The organism is Kribbella sp. VKM Ac-2566 (genome assembly GCF_004366005.1).
Taxonomy (GTDB): Bacteria; Actinomycetota; Actinomycetes; order Propionibacteriales; family Kribbellaceae; genus Kribbella; species Kribbella pratensis.
This window is the reverse complement of sequence record NZ_SODT01000002.1, coordinates 161,490-176,653: the sequence shown is the minus strand read 5'-3', so window position 1 is coordinate 176,653 and position 15,164 is coordinate 161,490. Positions and strand designations below refer to the sequence as shown.

Sequence of the window (15,164 nt, the reverse complement as noted above, 5' to 3'; positions counted from 1 at the left end):
TACGAAACCAGAGGGGCAACGTCAGGACGCCTGCTGACAACGATGCCCAGTTGTTGCCTGGAGCCGCCGGATCGAGGCTGAGATTCGGCTTTTCCGATGGGCCGGATAGGGTCCGTGCATGGTTGATGTTGCGGGGATCTTCAAGGCTTATGACGTCCGGGGGGTTGTGCCGGACCAGTTGGACGAGTCGGTGGCCCGGGCGACGGGGGCTGCGTTCGTCGAGGTCCTGGACGTGCTCGGCGGGCCCGGCGCGGTCGTCGTCGGGTACGACATGCGGCCGTCCAGCCCGGCGCTGGCAGCCGCGTTCGCCGAGGGCGTGGCCAGCACCGGCGCGGACGTGATCGACATCGGCCTGGCCTCCACCGACCAGTTGTACTTCGCGTCCGGGCGGCTCGACCTGCCCGGCGCGATGTTCACCGCCAGCCACAACCCGGCGCAGTACAACGGCATCAAGATGTGCCGCGCGGGCGCTGCTCCGGTGGGCGCCGACTCGGGGCTGCGCGACATCGCCGACCTGGTCGCGAAGGCCCTGACCGAGGGGCCGTCGGCCGGGTCCACCAGCGGTCACATCACGCACAAGGACCTGCTGACGGCGTACGCCGACCACCTGCACAATCTGGTGGACCTCAGCGGCATCCGCCCGCTCACAGTGGTCGTCGACGCCGGCAACGGTATGGGCGGCCACACCGTCCCGGCGGTGTTCGCCGAGGGGCCGGTGACGATCGTCCCGCTGTACTTCGAGCTCGACGGCAGCTTCCCGAACCACGAGGCCAACCCGCTCGACCCGAAGAACCTGGTCGACCTGCAGGCCAAGGTCCGCGAGACCGGCGCCGACCTCGGCCTCGCCTTCGACGGCGACGCGGACCGCTGCTTCGTGGTGGACGAGAAGGGCGACCCGATCTCGCCGAGCGCGATCACCGGTGCGGTCGCGGTCCGGGAGCTGGCCAAGCACCCCGGCTCGACCATCCTGCACAACCTGATCACCTCCAAGGCTGTGCCGGAGCTGATCGCCGAGCATGGCGGTACGGCGGTGCGAACGCGGGTCGGCCACTCCAACATCAAGCAGAAGATGGCCGAGACCGATGCGGTGTTCGGCGGAGAGCACTCGGCGCACTACTACTTCCGCGACTTCTGGCGCGCCGACACCGGCATGCTGGCCGCACTGCACGTCCTCGCCGCACTGGGTGAGCAGGACAAGCCGGCCAGCGAGCTGTTCGCCGAGTACGAGCGGTACGTCGCGTCCGGTGAGATCAACAACAAGGTCGAGGACGCGGCGGCGACCGTCGCGGCGATCGAAGACACATATTCTGGCGTCGACGGCGTGACCGTCGACCATCTGGACGGGTTGACCGTGTCGGCGGGACAGTGGTGGTTCAACGTCCGTGCGTCGAACACGGAGCCGTTGCTGCGGCTGAACGTCGAGGCAGCGGACCGGCCGGAGATGGAACGCGTCCGCGACGAAGTACTGGCCCTGATCACCGGCGCATCGGTGGAGGAGAACTGAATGGCAGTCAATCTGGACCCGGACCTGCTGAGCATCCTGGTCTGCCCGAAGTGCCGCTCGGAGTTCCGCGTGGACGACGAGGCGAACGAGCTGATCTGCACCAACGCCGCCTGCGGGCTGGCGTACCCGGTGCGTGACGATATCCCGGTGCTGCTGATCGACGAGGCCCGGGACACCAGGGAAACCACCGCGACAGAGAGCTGACACCGAGCTGATGAGCGTCTTCGACGACACCCGGCTGGACGACCCGGCCGCACTCCAGGCGGCGGACCACCTGCTGCGCCGGCTGGCGATGGCCGGTGCGCGGATCCGGGCCGAGCTCGAAGCGTCCGAGGACGTGCTGACCAAGCTGGAGTCCGACGGCTTCCGGCCGCGGGCCGTGGTCGCCGCCGGTCGGGACGCCCGGCTGGTCCGGGCGGTACTGGAGCCGGTCTGCCCGGTTCCGTTCCTCGCCTGGCCAGGACCGGGGCTACCCGGGTGGGCCGGTCCGCTGGACCTGGTGATAGTCCTCGGTGGTGCTGCCGAGGACACGGAGGCAGTGTCCGCCGCGGGCGAAGCGGTACGGCGTGGGTGCGGGCTGATGGTGGCTGCGCCGGAGGACTCACCCGTGGCAATCGCCTCGGCCGGTCTCCGGCATGCGATCCGGCTGCCGTCCCAGTCGGACGACCAGTTGGCTGCCGCAGTCGCCGTACTGCAGGCGCTGCACCAGATGGAGCTGGGCCCGGAGGTCGACCACAAGTCCGTTGCGGCGTTGCTGGACGACGTTGCGATCGAATGCTCGCCCAACAACGACGTGTCGTCCAACCCGGCGAAGGAGCTCGCTCTGGTGCTGGCGGACGCGCTGCCGCTGGTCTGGGGTGGCTCTGTCCTGGCTGCGCGTGCTGCCCGCCGTGTCGTCGAGGCGCTGCGGCTGGCCAGCGGACGGCCGGCGCTGGCTGCTGACGCAGGCCATCTCCTGCCAGTGCTCAACCAGCCGCCGCGGGACCTGTTCGCCGACCCGTTCGACAAGCCGGAAGAGCTACGCCCAGCGCTGATCATCCTGGACGACGGTGTCGACGAGGCCGGCATCGCCGACACCCGTCGCAAGCTGGAGTACAAGGCCGAGGCACACGACGTCCGCGTGCACACGATCAGGCAGGCCAATGGCACGGACGTCGCCCGGTACGCCGCTCTGACCCAGCAGGGCCGGTACGCCGCGGCGTACCTCGGGATCGGCCTCGGCCGGTACGGCATGGCGACCGTGGACGACCCGGTCGAGCCACGCAACCCCTCGGAGGACCCGGCGTGGTAGTCCCGCTCCAGAACACGATCCGCGACTACGCGTGGGGTTCGCCGACCGCCCTCCCCGAGCTCCTCGGGGTGCAGCCGACCGGCGAGCCGCAAGCAGAGATGTGGATGGGCGCACACGAGTCCGCCCCGTCGGTGCTGCCGAACGGCGACACCTTGTACGACGTGGTGTCCGCGGATCCGGCCGCGGTGCTGGGCGCGGAGACGGCCGAGCGGTTCGACGGCCGGTTCCCGTTCCTCGCGAAGCTGCTCGCGGCCGCGCAGCCGTTGTCGATCCAGGCGCATCCGTCCCGGGACCAGGCGATCGACGGCTACGCGCGCGACGAGGCGGACGGGATCCCCCGGGACGCCGCGGACCGGAACTACAAGGACGCCTGGCCGAAGCCGGAGATCCTGATCGCGCTCGAGCCGTTCGACGCGCTGGTCGGTTTCCGGCCGCTGGAGAGCACGGTCGCGCTGCTGGACGCCCTCGGACCCGCCGGATTCGGCGACCTGACGGACCTGCTGCGGAACGGCAAGCTGCGCGAGGCGTTCACCGATTTCATGAGCCGGGACCGGGACGCGATCCGTCCGCTGGTCGCCGCGCTGGGGTTCGCGATCGACACCTACACCGGTGACGCGTTCGCGTTGGAGCGCGAGACGATCTCGCGGCTGTGCGCGGATTTCCCGGACGATCCCGGCGTACTCGCGGCCCTGCTGCTGAACCGGGTGCGGCTGCAGCGGTTCGACGCGGTGTACCTGCCGGCCGGGAACGTGCACGCGTACCTGCGGGGGCTCGGCTTCGAGGTGATGGCGAACTCGGACAACGTGCTGCGCGGTGGGCTGACGAGCAAGCACGTCGACGTACCCGAGCTGGCTTCGGTGGTGGACTTCTCGCCGCTCGTCGATCCGGTGCTCACCGCGACCACGGTCGGCGACGGCGTCGCGACGTACGAGACAGGTTGTGAGTACTTTGCTGTGCACCGTGTCGATCTGGCGTCCGGCGAGCGCACGCTGGACGGCGCCGGACCGCGGATCGTCTGTTGCGTCGACGGGACGGTCGATGCTGTCGGCAAAGAATCTGCTGTGAAGTTGTCCGCAGGGCAGTCGGCGTTCGCCTCGGGAACCGAAGGACCCTGTACCCTGCGTGGTTCCGGCACGGCGTTCGTCGTGTCCGCACGCTGATTTCACTCGACGGAGGACCTGAACAACCATGGCTGGTGGCGGAAACAAGGCCGTTGTCGCGGCTTTGCTGGCGAACACGGGGATCGCGGTCACCAAGTTCGCCGCCTGGGCGCTGACCCAGTCGGCGTCGATGCTGGCCGAGGCGATCCACTCGCTCGCCGACGCGGGCAACCAGGTGCTGCTGCTGGTCGGCGGTCAGCGGGCCAAGCGGGCGGCCGACGAGCTGCACCAGTTCGGGTTCGGCCGGGAGCGGTACGTCTACTCGTTCATCGTGTCGATCGTGCTGTTCAGCGTGGGTGGTCTGTTCGCGCTGTACGAGGGCTACCACAAGGTGCACGACCCGCACGGCATCGACAACTGGAAGTGGGTTCCGGTCGCGGTGCTGGTGGTCGCGATCGTGATGGAGAGCCTGTCGTTCCGGACCGCGATCGTCGAGGCGAACAAGGTGCGCGGGCAGGTGCCCTGGGTGCGGTTCGTCCGGAACGCCCGGGCGCCCGAGCTGCCGGTCATCCTGCTGGAGGACTTCGCGGCGCTCACCGGTCTGGTGCTGGCGCTGATCGGCGTCGCGCTGACGCTTGCCACCGGCAACGGTGTGTTCGACGGCCTGGGTTCGATGGCGATCGGTGCGCTGCTGGTCGCCGTGGCGATCTTCCTGGCGATCGAGATGAAGTCGCTGCTGCTGGGCGAGTCCGCGACCCGCGAGGCGCAGCAGAAGATCGTCGCCGCGATCGAGAACACCCCGGGTGTGCAGCGGCTGATCCACATCAAGACCCTGCACCTCGGTCCCGAGGAGGTCCTGGTCGCCGCGAAGCTCGGCGTCGAGCCGACCACCGACGCGGCCGTCGTCGCCGGGATCATCGACGCGGCCGAACGCGCCATCCGCGAGGCCGAGCCGATGAGCCAACACATCTACCTCGAGCCCGACGTCTACGTCGAGAACCACGTCCCCGACGAGCGCCCCGCCGTACCCGAGGCCCCCTCGCACTAGTCGCGGTACGCGTAGTACTGCAGGAACATCTCGACGCCGGTGTCGATGAGTTTGCCGGTGGTGTGCTCGTCGAGGGTGGCGCCGTACGTGCTGTGGACCAGGTGCGGGTAGAGGACCAGTGCGTACAGCTGGAGGATCGCGGTGTCCACGTCGGGCATGGTCAGACGGCCGGCCGCGATCAGGCGCTCGAAGGCCGCCGCGAGAGTGGGGCGGGCTCGGTCCGGCCCGTGCTCGCGCCAGGCGGTGCCGAGCTCGGGGAAGCGCCGCACCTCGCTGGTGACGAGCTGGCGTAGCGCCAGCATGTCGGGCTGGGTCATGCTGGCGACCCAGGCGCGCGCGGTCCACTTGAGCGCGGCGCGGAGGTCGTCGGGCTCCGCCAGGCGCTGCGCCGTACCGGCGATGACCTCGGCCAGCGCACCCTCGAGCGCGTCGCCGATGACGGCCGTGAACAGCGTTTCCTTGGTGCCGTAGTGGTTGTAGACGGTCACCTTCGACACGCCTGCCTCGGCCGCGATCGAGTCCACCGAGGCGTCGAACCCGTCCCGGACGAACGCGGCCCGCGCGGCCGGGATGATCGCCTCCCGTTTGCGCGCCGCCCGGTCACCGGTGAGCTCCCGCGGAGCTGACTTCGCCACGATCCAGGAGTCTAGCAAATATCTGAACTGAACGGTTGAGTTCATCTGAACTGTTCCGTACAGTTCGGATTATCCCTGAGGAGGAGTCATGGACCGGAGGAAGTCCGCGGCGCTCGCGCTGTTGTCGTTCGCGATGCTGATCGTGTCGCTGGATCAGTACATCGTCGTCGTCGCACTCCCGGAGATCGGGCGCGAGCTCAGATACTCCGCGCACACTCTGCAGTCGGTGATCAGCGCCTACGCGATCGCCTCGAGCGGCTTCCTGCTGTTCGGCGGCCGCGCTGCCGATGTGCTCGGGCGGAGGCGGATGCTGATGACCGGCCTTGCGCTGTACGGCGTTGCGTCGCTGGCCGGTGGTCTGGCGACCGGACCGGCCTGGCAGTTGACCGCGCGGGCGGTTCAGGGACTCGGTGGCGCACTGGTGTTCCCGAGCACGCTGGCGATCATCAACACCATGTTCGTGGAGGGCCGCGACCGGAACCGCGCACTTGGCATCTGGGGTGGGTCAGGGGCGGCTGGTCTGGTGATCGGCGTACTGCTCGGTGGTGCACTGACCCGGATGTTCGGTTGGGAGGCGGTGTTCTTCGTCAACCTGCCTTTGGTCGGTGTAGCGCTGCTCCTCGCTGTGCCGCTGCTGGATGGCGGGCGTCCGGAGGTCCGTCGGTTGTTCGACCTGCCAGGGGCGTTGACGGCGACCGGCGCGGTCACCTTGCTGGTGTTCGCGCTGGTGCAAGGTCCGGCGCTCGACTGGAGCATCCTCGTCGGGATCTCTGTGATCGCAGTTGTCCTGCTGGTGGCCTTCGTCGGGATCGAACGGCGCAGTCCGGATCCACTGGTTCCACCGAACCTGCTGAGGAACCGGGTCCTTGTCGTGGCGCTGGTGATCGCGTTCCTGTTCATGGCGACGTTCGGGTCGCTGCTGTACTTCCTGTCCCTCTACTTCCAGGACGTGCGTGGGTACGACCCGTTGCAGACCGGTTTGGGATTTCTGCTCCCCACCGCAGTGGTCGTGGCCGGGTCGACGATCGCCGGGCAGGCGGTAACTCGTTTCGGGTTGCGCCGTACGTTGCTCACTGCGCTGGCGGTCGGAGCTGCCGGAGCGGTGGTCCTGGGGCTCGGCCTGTCGGCCGATGGGTCGTACGTCGTGCTCGTCCCGGGCCTCGTGCTGGTGAGTATCGGGGACGGCGCGGTGTTCACGATGATGTTCATCGCCGCGGCCACCGGGGTGCCCGACCGGAAGCAGGGGGTCGCGTCGGGCCTGGTGTCGACCAGCTCGGGGATCGGTGCGTCGGTGGGGCTCGCCGTACTGGTGCTGGTAGCAAACGCGCACACATCTGGACTCGTCGGTGAAGAGCTGCGTACGGCGGCCGCGGAGGGGATCCGTACCACCGTGTTCGTGATCGGTGCGGGGATCGTCTTGACGTTGCTGTTCGCCCTGCGGCTTCGCAAATCCGCAACGGTCTGCAGTTAACGCGGTTTCGGGGGCAGTACGCCGGAACGACCCAGCCATCTGAGTGCGCGGTCGCGGTCGATCTGGGCCTGGGTGGGTGGGGCGGTGAGACGCCCGGTGCGGTACCCGAGATTGCGGATGTCCGCGGCCACGGACGGTTCGGCGAGCGCTCTCAGTGCGAAGGCGAGCGCGGCCGGCGTCACGTCGTACCGGCGTTCGAGGTCGAGCGCGAGCTGGACGGCGGCCAGGTCGCGTTCGTCGTACTGGCGCTGCGCCGTGTGTTCGGAACGGGAACGGGGGAGCAGCCCCAGTGCCTCCCGGTAGCGCAGCATGCGCGGAGTGGTACCCAGTTGGCGAGCGGCCTCGGTGATGCGCATAGCATCAATCCTGACATTTCGGTGTCAAAAATGCGCCTGGAGCGATCAAACCGCGTGGCTCGGCCCTCTAGGCTCAGCACGAATCAATCACTGTCTTCAGGGGAGCGGCATGACCTTCGACTACAAGGTGGCGGACCTCGGCCTGGCCGAGTTCGGGCGCAAGGAGATCCGGCTGGCCGAGCACGAGATGCCCGGCCTGATGGCGATGCGCGCGCAGTACGGCGAGAGCAAGCCGCTGGCCGGCGCGCGGATCATGGGCTCGCTGCACATGACGATCCAGACCGCGGTGCTGATCGAGACGCTGACCGCGCTCGGTGCCGAGGTGCGCTGGGTCTCGTGCAACATCTTCTCCACGCAGGACCACGCCGCCGCCGCGGTCGTCGTCGGCCCGGACGGTTCCGCCGAGAACCCCGCCGGCGTGCCCGTGTTCGCCTGGAAGGGCGAGACGCTGGAGGAGTACTGGTGGTGCACCGAGCAGGCGCTGAAGTGGCCGGGCGGTGACGGCCCGAACATGATCCTCGACGACGGCGGTGACGCCACGATGCTCGTGCACAAGGGCACCGAGTTCGAGAAGGCGGGCGCCGTACCGGACCCGTCGACCGCTGACTCCGAGGAGTACGGCGTCGTCCTGAAGCTGCTGACCCGCACGCTGCAGGAGGACCCGCAGCTGTGGACGACCATCGGCCAGGGCATCAAGGGTGTCACCGAGGAGACCACCACCGGCGTGCACCGGCTGTACGAGATGCACAAGGCCGGCGCGCTGCTGTTCCCGGCGATCAACGTCAACGACTCGGTGACCAAGTCGAAGTTCGACAACAAGTACGGCTGCCGGCACTCGCTGATCGACGGCATCAACCGCGCCACCGACGTACTGATCGGCGGCAAGGTCGCGGTCGTCTGCGGGTACGGCGACGTCGGCAAGGGCTGCGCCGAGTCCCTGCGTGGCCAGGGCGCCCGGGTCATCGTCACCGAGATCGACCCGATCTGCGCGCTGCAGGCGGCGATGGACGGATACCAGGTGACGACGGTGGACGACGTGGTCGGGATCGCCGACATCTTCGTCACCACCACCGGCAACAAGGACGTCATCACCGCCGACCACATGGCCGCGATGAAGCACCAGGCGATCGTCGGCAACATCGGCCACTTCGACAACGAGATCGACATGGCCGGGCTGTACAAGACGCCGGGCGTCGAGCGGGTCAACATCAAGCCGCAGGTCGACGAGTTCCGGTTCCCGGACGGCCACACGATCATCGTCCTGTCCGAGGGCCGGCTGCTGAACCTGGGCAACGCCACCGGGCACCCGTCGTTCGTGATGTCGAACTCGTTCACCAACCAGGTGCTGGCGCAGATCGAGCTGTTCGTGCGGACCGCGGAGTACCCGACCGACGTGTACGTGCTGCCGAAGCACCTCGACGAGATGGTCGCCCGGCTCCACCTCGACGCCCTCGGCGTCAAGCTCACCGAGCTGACCAAGGAGCAGGCGGCGTACCTCGGCGTTCCGGTCGAGGGGCCGTACAAGGCTGAGGCTTACCGCTACTGAGCGGACCGCTACGCAGACAAAACCCCCTCCCAACGGTCGGAAATGGCCGTTTGGAGGGGGTTTTGCTTGCGTTCAGGACCACCGACCTGACTCGTTGCTGCCTGGGGCGGCCCAGCCTTGGGCGTTCACCGTCGCGGGGCGGGTTGCTGACGGTGGGGCGGGCGGGGCGAACGGGCCCGCGGTGGGTGGGGGTGGCGGGAGGACGCCGTACGGGCTGGGCGGGGCGAACGGGCCGGCGGGTACTGCGTACGACGGAGCGGGGGCGGCTGGGGCGGCGTACGGGTTGGGGGCGAAGGGGCCGGTTGGGGTGGGGCGTTGAGTGGAGAGGCGGTTGAGTTCGCGGCGGCGGCGTTCGGCGAGTACGGCGGAGAGGTAGGCGGGCGCGATGATCTGGGTCGGCGGTGCGGGGGCGATGACCGCGGCTACGCGGGCGGCCAGTGCCTCGCCGAGGGCGTGTTGTGCGCCGGGCAGGAGCTCGGCGTACCGGGACAGGTAGTCGCGGGCCGCGTTGGCGAGTTCGTCGGACAGCCGGGACAGTTCGAGCGATTGCGCCCACTGGACCAGGTGGCCGGGGACGAACAGCGGCGGTGACGCCATCGACTGGTGCCGTTCGCGAATGACGACCGTACCGGCGACCATGTCCCCGATCCGCTTGCCCTGCTTGTTCATCAGGCTCGCCACGATTCCCGGGCAGGCCGCGAACCACGGCGCGAAGTCGACGAAGAACCACATCAGCGTCCGCACCAGCGCGTGCCGGAACCGGATCGAGCTGCCGTCGTCGCGCACCACCTTCAGCCCGAGCACCATCTTGCCCAGCGTCCGCCCCCGGGTGAGCGTCTCCATCACGACCCGATAGCCGACCACCACGAGCAGTACGACGATGAAGATCAGCGCCACCGCCAACGCCTCACTGGACTCGCTCCCGAACAGGAACCCGGCCAGCAACGCGAGCAGTACGGTCAGCACGATGCCCTGTAGCGCCATGTCGATCGCACACGCCAGGGCCCGCGTCGGCATCCGGGCGATCCGCACCTGGAGGACAACCGCTTCGCCGGTGACCAGCTGAGACACTTCGCCGCCCCCTCCCCCTGTAGACACGGTAGACACTCGGTCCGGTTAGTCTGCCACCAGTCGGGTGGAGGAGGTGTGGCGGTGGACGTAGAAGCGTTTGTCTCGGTGCACCAGCCGCAGTGGGACCGCCTGGCCTACCTGACCCGTCGCCAGCGCCGCCTGTCCGGTGCGGAGGCCGAAGAGCTCGTAGTGCTCTACCAGCGCGTCGGCACCCACCTGGCCGCGCTGCGAGCAGCCGGAGCGGATCCGGTGTCGATCGGTCGCCTGTCCGGGCTGATCGCCGACGCGCGAGGTGCCGTGACAGGTGCGCAGGCACCCGTCTGGCGTGACATCTCGAAGTACTTCCTGGTCAGCTTCCCGGCCGCGCTCTACGCGTCCAGACGCTGGTGGGTCACCATCGGTCTGCTCTTCTACCTGGTCGCGGCCTGGACCGCGTGGCGGGTGCTGGCGCACCCGGAGGTGGTGGACTCGATCGGTACGCCGGACCAGATCAAGCAGCTCGTCGAGCACGACTTCGAGTCGTACTACTCGGAGAACCCCGCACAGGACTTCGCACTCCGTGTCTGGATCAACAACGCCACGATCAGTGCCGCCGTACTGGCACTCGGCATCCTGCTGATTCCGTCCGTCTTCATCCTCTGGGACAACGCGCTCAACCTCGGCCTCAGCGCTGGGCTGATGATCAGCCACGACAAGGGCGGTCTGTTCTTCAGCCTGATCACCCCGCACGGTCTCCTCGAGCTGACCACGGTGTTCGTCGCGACCGCGGCCGGCCTGCGTCTCGGCTGGTCCTGGGTCGTACCGGGGCCACGTACCCGCATGCAGTCCGTCGCGCAGACCGGCCGCGCCACCGTCGGTATGGCGATCGGCCTCGCCGCGGTCCTCCTCGTCACCGGGCTGATCGAAGCGTTCGTCACACCGTTCCTGCCCGGCCCGGTCCGCATCACCATCGGCATCCTCGCCGAGCTGGCGTTCTTCACCTACGTCTGGACCCTCGGCCGTCGAGCTCACCGCCAGGGCGAGTACGGCGACATCGACGAATCGGACCGCGAGGCCACCGCGCCCGTCTCCACCTGACCGTTTCTGCCCGACCGTTTCTGCACTGGGCACCGGTCAGAGCGTGAACAACGCCCAAGAAGTCCGCTACAGCAAGACGTATGGCATGGCGATCACGACCGGCCTGGTCGCGTACGGCGTCGTACACCTGCTGGTCGCCTGGATCGCCCTGCAACTCGCCTTCGGCAAATCGTCGCAGGAGGCCTCGCAGCAGGGCGCTCTGCGGGAGCTGGCCGGCAAACCACTGGGCGGTGTGCTGTTGTGGATCGTCGCGATCGGACTGTTCGCACTGGTCGTGTGGCGGGTTCTGGAGCTCGGGTGGGGATATCTGGACCTGCACAAGAAGGTGTCCTCGGTGGGCCGCGCGATCGTCTACCTCGTGCTCGGTGTGAGCGCGGTGAAGGTCGCTGTCGGCTCCGGCAGTTCGAGCAGCGGCCAGGAGCGTACGGTTTCCGCCCGGCTGATGGCGCACGGCGGGGGCCGGGTCCTGATCGTCGCCGTCGGGGTCGCGATCATCGGGATCGGCTGCTATCAGGGGTACAAGGCGATTACGAAGAAGTTCACCGAGGACCTGGTCGGCGGTGTCTCGGAGGTGACCGTCCTGCTGGGCCGGATCGGGTACTTCGCGAAGGGGATCGCGTTCGTCGTGGTCGGTGTGCTGTTCGGCTGGGCGGCGATCGACTACGACCCGCAGAAGGCCGGCGGTCTCGACACGGCGCTGCACACGATCAAGGACCAACCGTCCGGCCCGGTCCTGCTGACCGTACTGGCGGCCGGCATCGCAGCCTTCGGCGTCTACTGCTTCAGCTGGTCCCGGAACGCCCGCCGCTGAGATCGTCGTCGCGGCCGGCCTCGATCCGCGACCACTGGGCGATCGGACGGCCGTGGATGGTCTTCGGGAGCTTGGGCTCCTCGGTGGCCCACTGCTGCGGCCAGCCGTCCGGAGAGTCTTCGTACGGCTCCTGCCGCCCGTAGACCGTCAGGTCCATCAGCGCGTAGTTGTTGTCCATCACCTCGACGCCACGCATGGTCGTCCAGTACGTCTCGTAGACGCGGTCGGCCTGGCGCACGTACGAGATGAGGTACATCTGTCCGATGTTGCGTCCGGTCAGCAGTTGGTCCAGCGAGCCGAGAGCGGAGTACCACGGCATGGTCCAGCCCATGAAGTCGCGGTACGCACGGCTCTCGGCGTACGGGCCTTGGCAGAAGACTGCGAAGGTGATGTCCCGTGAGTGCAGGTACGAGATCTCCTGGACCTGCCCGGTGCACCACGTGCACCCCTGGCACTGCTCCGCGGCTGGGTGACCTGTGTGCCACATGTAGTAGTACGCGAGCAGCTGCTTACGGCCGTCGAACGCGTCGAGCAGGGTGACCGGCCCGTCCGGACCGGTCACCGTGACGCTCGCATCGACCTCGACCATCGGCAGCCGCCTGCGTTCCGCGGCGATCGCATCGCCCTCGCGGGTGTGTGCCTTCTCGCGGGCCCTCAGTGCCTGGAGTCCCGCGTCGAACGTCTCCCGGTCGACGACCGGCGGAAGGGCAGTTGTGTCGGCAATGGCTCGTCTCATATCGGGTACGTCGGAGCCGGCCGCCGACTCTCGACACGCTACGCCGGCAGATCCCGTCGACGAAGCCCGACCAGGCCGGCGACGCCGACGAGGAGCGCGATCGCGAGCAGGACGAGGAACGGACCGGCCGACACCGAGCCGCCCGGTAGTGACGGAAGATGGGTGAACGGCGAGATGTCGCGGATCCAGTCGGCGGTGCTGACGCCGGCGCTCACCAGGCCGATCAGGATGCACACCGTCGGTCCGGCCCAGGACGCCATCGAGGCCTGCGGGAAGAACCCGATGATCGCGACCGCGATCGCGGCCAGTACCCAGACGGCCGGCAACTGCGCGAGCGCCGCACCGATCAGTCGCGGCAACTGTCCACCCACATCACCGACCGCCACGCCGTACGCAAGCCCTTCGGCCACGCCGGCGGCGAGCAGCGCGACAGCCGGACCCAGCAGGCTGAACACAAGATGGCTCGCGGCCCATTGCCAGCGACTGGTCGCAGTCGCCAGGACCGGCTCGACGCGCCCGCTGCTCTCCTCGACCCGCATCCGCAACGTCGCCTGGACGGCGTACGCCGAGGCGATCAGGCCGACGAGCGTCATCACGCCGGCCAGGAACGAGTCGATCAACCCGGCCGCGCCGCCCAGCCGCTGGAACATCTCCTGGATGCCCGGGTCGTCGCGCATCATGTCGCCGACGCCCTCGGCGACCCCGCCGAAAAGCAAGCCCAGCAAGGCGAATCCGACCGTCCACGCGGCGAGCAGTCCACGGTGCAGACGCCACGCCAACCCGAGCGGCGACCCGAGCGTGCCATCCGCAGGACCGAGCCGATCCGCCAGAATCCCGGCCCCCACATCCCGCCGCACAGCGAGACTCACCGCAACAGCCACCAGCAGAACGGTGACCGCCAGTAGGACGACCGCCAACCACCAGCGGTTCTGGGCATATGGGTGGATCCGCTGCGCCCAACCGATCGGCGACACGTAGGACAACCACGCGAGCGGGCCATCCGTATGCGCGCTGGTGTCCCCAGCGGCCCGCAGTACATAAGCCCCTCCGAGCACACCGATCGCGATCCCACGCGCAGTACCAGCGCTCGCAGTCAACTGCGCCGCGACCGCACCAACCGCCGCGAAGAACCACCCGGTGCCCGCATAGACGAGGCCGATGGCAACCGACCCGGACAGTGGCAGGTCCTGACTGTGCATGCCGAGGGCAAGCAGTACGGCGAGCACGAGGTTCGCACCGAGGACCGTGGTGAGGGCTGCCGCGAGCTGCGCATGCCGCCCGACGACAGTTGCCCCAAGCAACTCACGCCGCCCGGACTCCTCCTCGACGCGGGTGTGCCGGATGACCGTGAGCAGGCTGATCAGACCGATCATCACCGGCACGAAGCCGAGTCGCCAGGTGACGAACTCGCCAAGGCTCGGCCCGGAAAGTTCGCCGTACAGGGTGATGAAGCCGGCGTTGCCCGCGTACTTGACCCGCGACTCCGGTGTCGGGAACAGGTCGCCGTACTCCTGCACGTAGCTCACCGAGATCGCCACGAGCAGTACGATCCACAGCGGCAGTACGACGCGGTCGCGGCGCAGGATCAGCCGGATCAGGCCGCCGGTACCCGCCAGCGACTTCATTTCACGGCCTCGGGTTCGTACAGCCGCAGGAACAGTTCCTCCAGCGACGGCGGCTGGCTGACGAGACTCCGTACGCCGATCTCGGTCAAACGCCGCAGTACCGGGTTGATCTCGTCCGTGTCGACGTCGAAGCGGACGCGGCCGTCGTCGACCTGCAGATCGTGGACGCCGTTCAGCTGCGCCAGACCGTCCATCGGGCCGACCAGCTCGGCCTGGATCGACGTACGGGTGAGGTGGCGCAGCTCGTTCAGCGTGCCGCTCTCGACGGCGCGGCCGGCCCGGATGATCGTGACGCGATCACACAGCGCCTCGACCTCGGACAGGATGTGGCTGGACAGCAACACGGTCCGGCCTTCGCGGTCGCTGATCTCCTGCACGACCTCGCGGAAGACCTCCTCCATCAACGGATCCAGCCCACTCGTCGGCTCGTCGAGCAGCAGCAGTTCGACATCGGACGCGAACGCGGCGACCAGCGCGACCTTCTGCCGGTTGCCCTTCGAGTAGGCGCGCGCCTTCTTCCGCGGATCGAGGTCGAAACGCTCGAGCAGCTCGGCCTTGCGCTTCTTGTCCACACCGCCGCGCATCCGGCCGAGCAGGTCGATCGCCTCGCCGCCGGACAGGTTCGGCCACAGCGTCACGTCACCCGGCACGTACGCGAGCCGCCGGTGCAGCTCGGTCGCGTCTGACCACGGGTCGCCGTCCAGGACCCGCGCCGTACCCTCGTCCGCCCGGGTCATTCCGAGCAGGATGCGAATGGTGGTGGTCTTCCCCGCGCCGTTCGGGCCGAGGAACCCGTGCACCTCACCGGTTCGCACCGCGAGGTCGAGACCGTCCAGGGCATAGGTCCGTCCGAACGACTTGACCAGACCTTCCGTGCTGATCGCAGCCGGCAT

General features: G+C 68.4%; 15 protein-coding genes. 9 read left to right on the top strand and 6 right to left on the bottom strand.

Translation table 11 applies throughout. The features are described 5' to 3' along the window. Window positions 1-118 precede the first annotated feature (118 nt). Genes EV647_RS02365 through EV647_RS02345 form a run of 5 tightly spaced genes read left to right on the top strand, consistent with a single transcriptional unit; the run spans window position 119 to window position 4,943 of the window. Window positions 119-1,504: a phosphomannomutase/phosphoglucomutase gene (locus tag EV647_RS02365; RefSeq protein WP_133997655.1), complete on the top strand. Its 1,386-nt coding sequence runs from the start codon at window positions 119-121 to the stop codon at window positions 1,502-1,504. Then, a complete protein-coding gene (locus tag EV647_RS02360) occupies window positions 1,505-1,708 on the top strand; it encodes a Trm112 family protein (RefSeq protein WP_133790278.1) in 204 nt (67 codons plus the stop codon). It abuts the gene before it with no gap. A gap of 10 nt (window positions 1,709-1,718) precedes the next feature. Next, entirely contained in the window at window positions 1,719-2,795 is a 1,077-nt protein-coding gene (locus tag EV647_RS02355; RefSeq protein ID WP_133997652.1) for an SIS domain-containing protein, read from the top strand. Next, entirely contained in the window at window positions 2,789-3,955 is a 1,167-nt protein-coding gene (manA, locus tag EV647_RS02350) for a mannose-6-phosphate isomerase, class I (protein ID WP_133997648.1), read from the top strand. Before EV647_RS02355 ends, manA begins: the two co-directional genes overlap by 7 nt. Window positions 3,956-3,983: 28 nt before the next feature. Then, window positions 3,984-4,943: a cation diffusion facilitator family transporter gene (locus EV647_RS02345; protein WP_133997644.1), complete on the top strand. Its 960-nt coding sequence runs from the start codon at window positions 3,984-3,986 to the stop codon at window positions 4,941-4,943. On the opposite strand, the gene EV647_RS02340 is transcribed toward EV647_RS02345, so the two are convergent. Beyond that, window positions 4,940-5,578 carry a TetR/AcrR family transcriptional regulator gene (locus EV647_RS02340; RefSeq protein WP_202876011.1) on the bottom strand — a complete coding sequence of 213 codons (639 nt, stop codon included), beginning with the start codon at window positions 5,576-5,578 and terminating at the stop codon, window positions 4,940-4,942. The two genes, EV647_RS02345 and EV647_RS02340, sit on opposite strands and share 4 nt — an antisense overlap. Window positions 5,579-5,666: 88 nt before the next feature. On the opposite strand from EV647_RS02340, the gene EV647_RS02335 reads away from it, so the two are divergent. Then, the gene (locus EV647_RS02335; RefSeq protein WP_133997638.1) at window positions 5,667-7,049 is read left to right on the top strand and encodes an MFS transporter; all 1,383 of its coding nucleotides are present in this window, start codon (window positions 5,667-5,669) and stop codon (window positions 7,047-7,049) included. Here EV647_RS02335 and EV647_RS02330 read toward each other — a convergent pair. Further along, the gene (locus EV647_RS02330; protein WP_130382469.1) at window positions 7,046-7,405 is read right to left on the bottom strand and encodes a MerR family transcriptional regulator; all 360 of its coding nucleotides are present in this window, start codon (window positions 7,403-7,405) and stop codon (window positions 7,046-7,048) included. The two genes, EV647_RS02335 and EV647_RS02330, sit on opposite strands and share 4 nt — an antisense overlap. A gap of 109 nt (window positions 7,406-7,514) precedes the next feature. Here EV647_RS02330 and ahcY point away from each other — a divergent pair, with 109 nt between their 5' ends. Further along, on the top strand, window positions 7,515-8,951 hold the full coding sequence (gene ahcY, locus EV647_RS02325) for an adenosylhomocysteinase (RefSeq protein WP_133790292.1): 1,437 nt from the start codon (window positions 7,515-7,517) through the stop codon (window positions 8,949-8,951). A gap of 72 nt (window positions 8,952-9,023) precedes the next feature. On the opposite strand, the gene EV647_RS43475 is transcribed toward ahcY, so the two are convergent. Next, window positions 9,024-10,022, bottom strand: a complete 999-nt coding sequence (locus EV647_RS43475) for an RDD family protein (protein WP_305016636.1) — start codon at window positions 10,020-10,022, stop codon at window positions 9,024-9,026. A gap of 81 nt (window positions 10,023-10,103) precedes the next feature. Between EV647_RS43475 and EV647_RS02315 the strand changes: the two genes are divergently transcribed. Together EV647_RS02315 and EV647_RS02310 are read left to right on the top strand one after the other, a co-directional pair. Further along, window positions 10,104-11,099: a stage II sporulation protein M gene (locus EV647_RS02315; protein WP_133997635.1), complete on the top strand. Its 996-nt coding sequence runs from the start codon at window positions 10,104-10,106 to the stop codon at window positions 11,097-11,099. A 43-nt stretch (window positions 11,100-11,142) separates the two neighbouring features. Next, the gene (locus EV647_RS02310) at window positions 11,143-11,910 is read left to right on the top strand and encodes a DUF1206 domain-containing protein (RefSeq protein WP_238176979.1); all 768 of its coding nucleotides are present in this window, start codon (window positions 11,143-11,145) and stop codon (window positions 11,908-11,910) included. On the opposite strand, the gene EV647_RS02305 is transcribed toward EV647_RS02310, so the two are convergent. From EV647_RS02305 to EV647_RS02295, 3 genes are read right to left on the bottom strand one after another with little or no spacing between them, the layout of a single operon-like run. Next, on the bottom strand, window positions 11,882-12,646 hold the full coding sequence (locus tag EV647_RS02305; protein WP_133997632.1) for a DUF899 family protein: 765 nt from the start codon (window positions 12,644-12,646) through the stop codon (window positions 11,882-11,884). The two genes, EV647_RS02310 and EV647_RS02305, sit on opposite strands and share 29 nt — an antisense overlap. Before the next feature lie 38 nt (window positions 12,647-12,684). Then, window positions 12,685-14,271: an ABC transporter permease gene (locus EV647_RS02300; protein ID WP_133997629.1), complete on the bottom strand. Its 1,587-nt coding sequence runs from the start codon at window positions 14,269-14,271 to the stop codon at window positions 12,685-12,687. Further along, window positions 14,268-15,164, bottom strand: a complete 897-nt coding sequence (locus EV647_RS02295) for an ABC transporter ATP-binding protein (protein ID WP_133997626.1) — start codon at window positions 15,162-15,164, stop codon at window positions 14,268-14,270. The genes EV647_RS02300 and EV647_RS02295 overlap by 4 nt, the downstream gene beginning before the upstream one ends.

Bases quoted from the DNA above. Each gene is read 5' to 3' on its own strand.
- EV647_RS02365 (WP_133997655.1), top strand. From the start codon at position 119: ATGGTTGATGTTGCGGGGATCTTCAAGGCTTATGACGTCCGGGGGGTT.
- EV647_RS02360 (WP_133790278.1), top strand. From the start codon at position 1,505: ATGGCAGTCAATCTGGACCCGGACCTGCTGAGCATCCTGGTCTGCCCG.
- EV647_RS02355 (WP_133997652.1), top strand. From the start codon at position 1,719: ATGAGCGTCTTCGACGACACCCGGCTGGACGACCCGGCCGCACTCCAG.
- EV647_RS02345 (WP_133997644.1), top strand. From the start codon at position 3,984: ATGGCTGGTGGCGGAAACAAGGCCGTTGTCGCGGCTTTGCTGGCGAAC.
- EV647_RS02335 (WP_133997638.1), top strand. From the start codon at position 5,667: ATGGACCGGAGGAAGTCCGCGGCGCTCGCGCTGTTGTCGTTCGCGATG.
- EV647_RS02330 (WP_130382469.1), bottom strand. From the start codon at position 7,405: ATGCGCATCACCGAGGCCGCTCGCCAACTGGGTACCACTCCGCGCATG.
- ahcY (WP_133790292.1), top strand. From the start codon at position 7,515: ATGACCTTCGACTACAAGGTGGCGGACCTCGGCCTGGCCGAGTTCGGG.
- EV647_RS02305 (WP_133997632.1), bottom strand. From the start codon at position 12,646: ATGAGACGAGCCATTGCCGACACAACTGCCCTTCCGCCGGTCGTCGAC.
- EV647_RS02300 (WP_133997629.1), bottom strand. From the start codon at position 14,271: ATGAAGTCGCTGGCGGGTACCGGCGGCCTGATCCGGCTGATCCTGCGC.
- EV647_RS02295 (WP_133997626.1), bottom strand. From the start codon at position 15,164: ATGCCGGCTGCGATCAGCACGGAAGGTCTGGTCAAGTCGTTCGGACGG.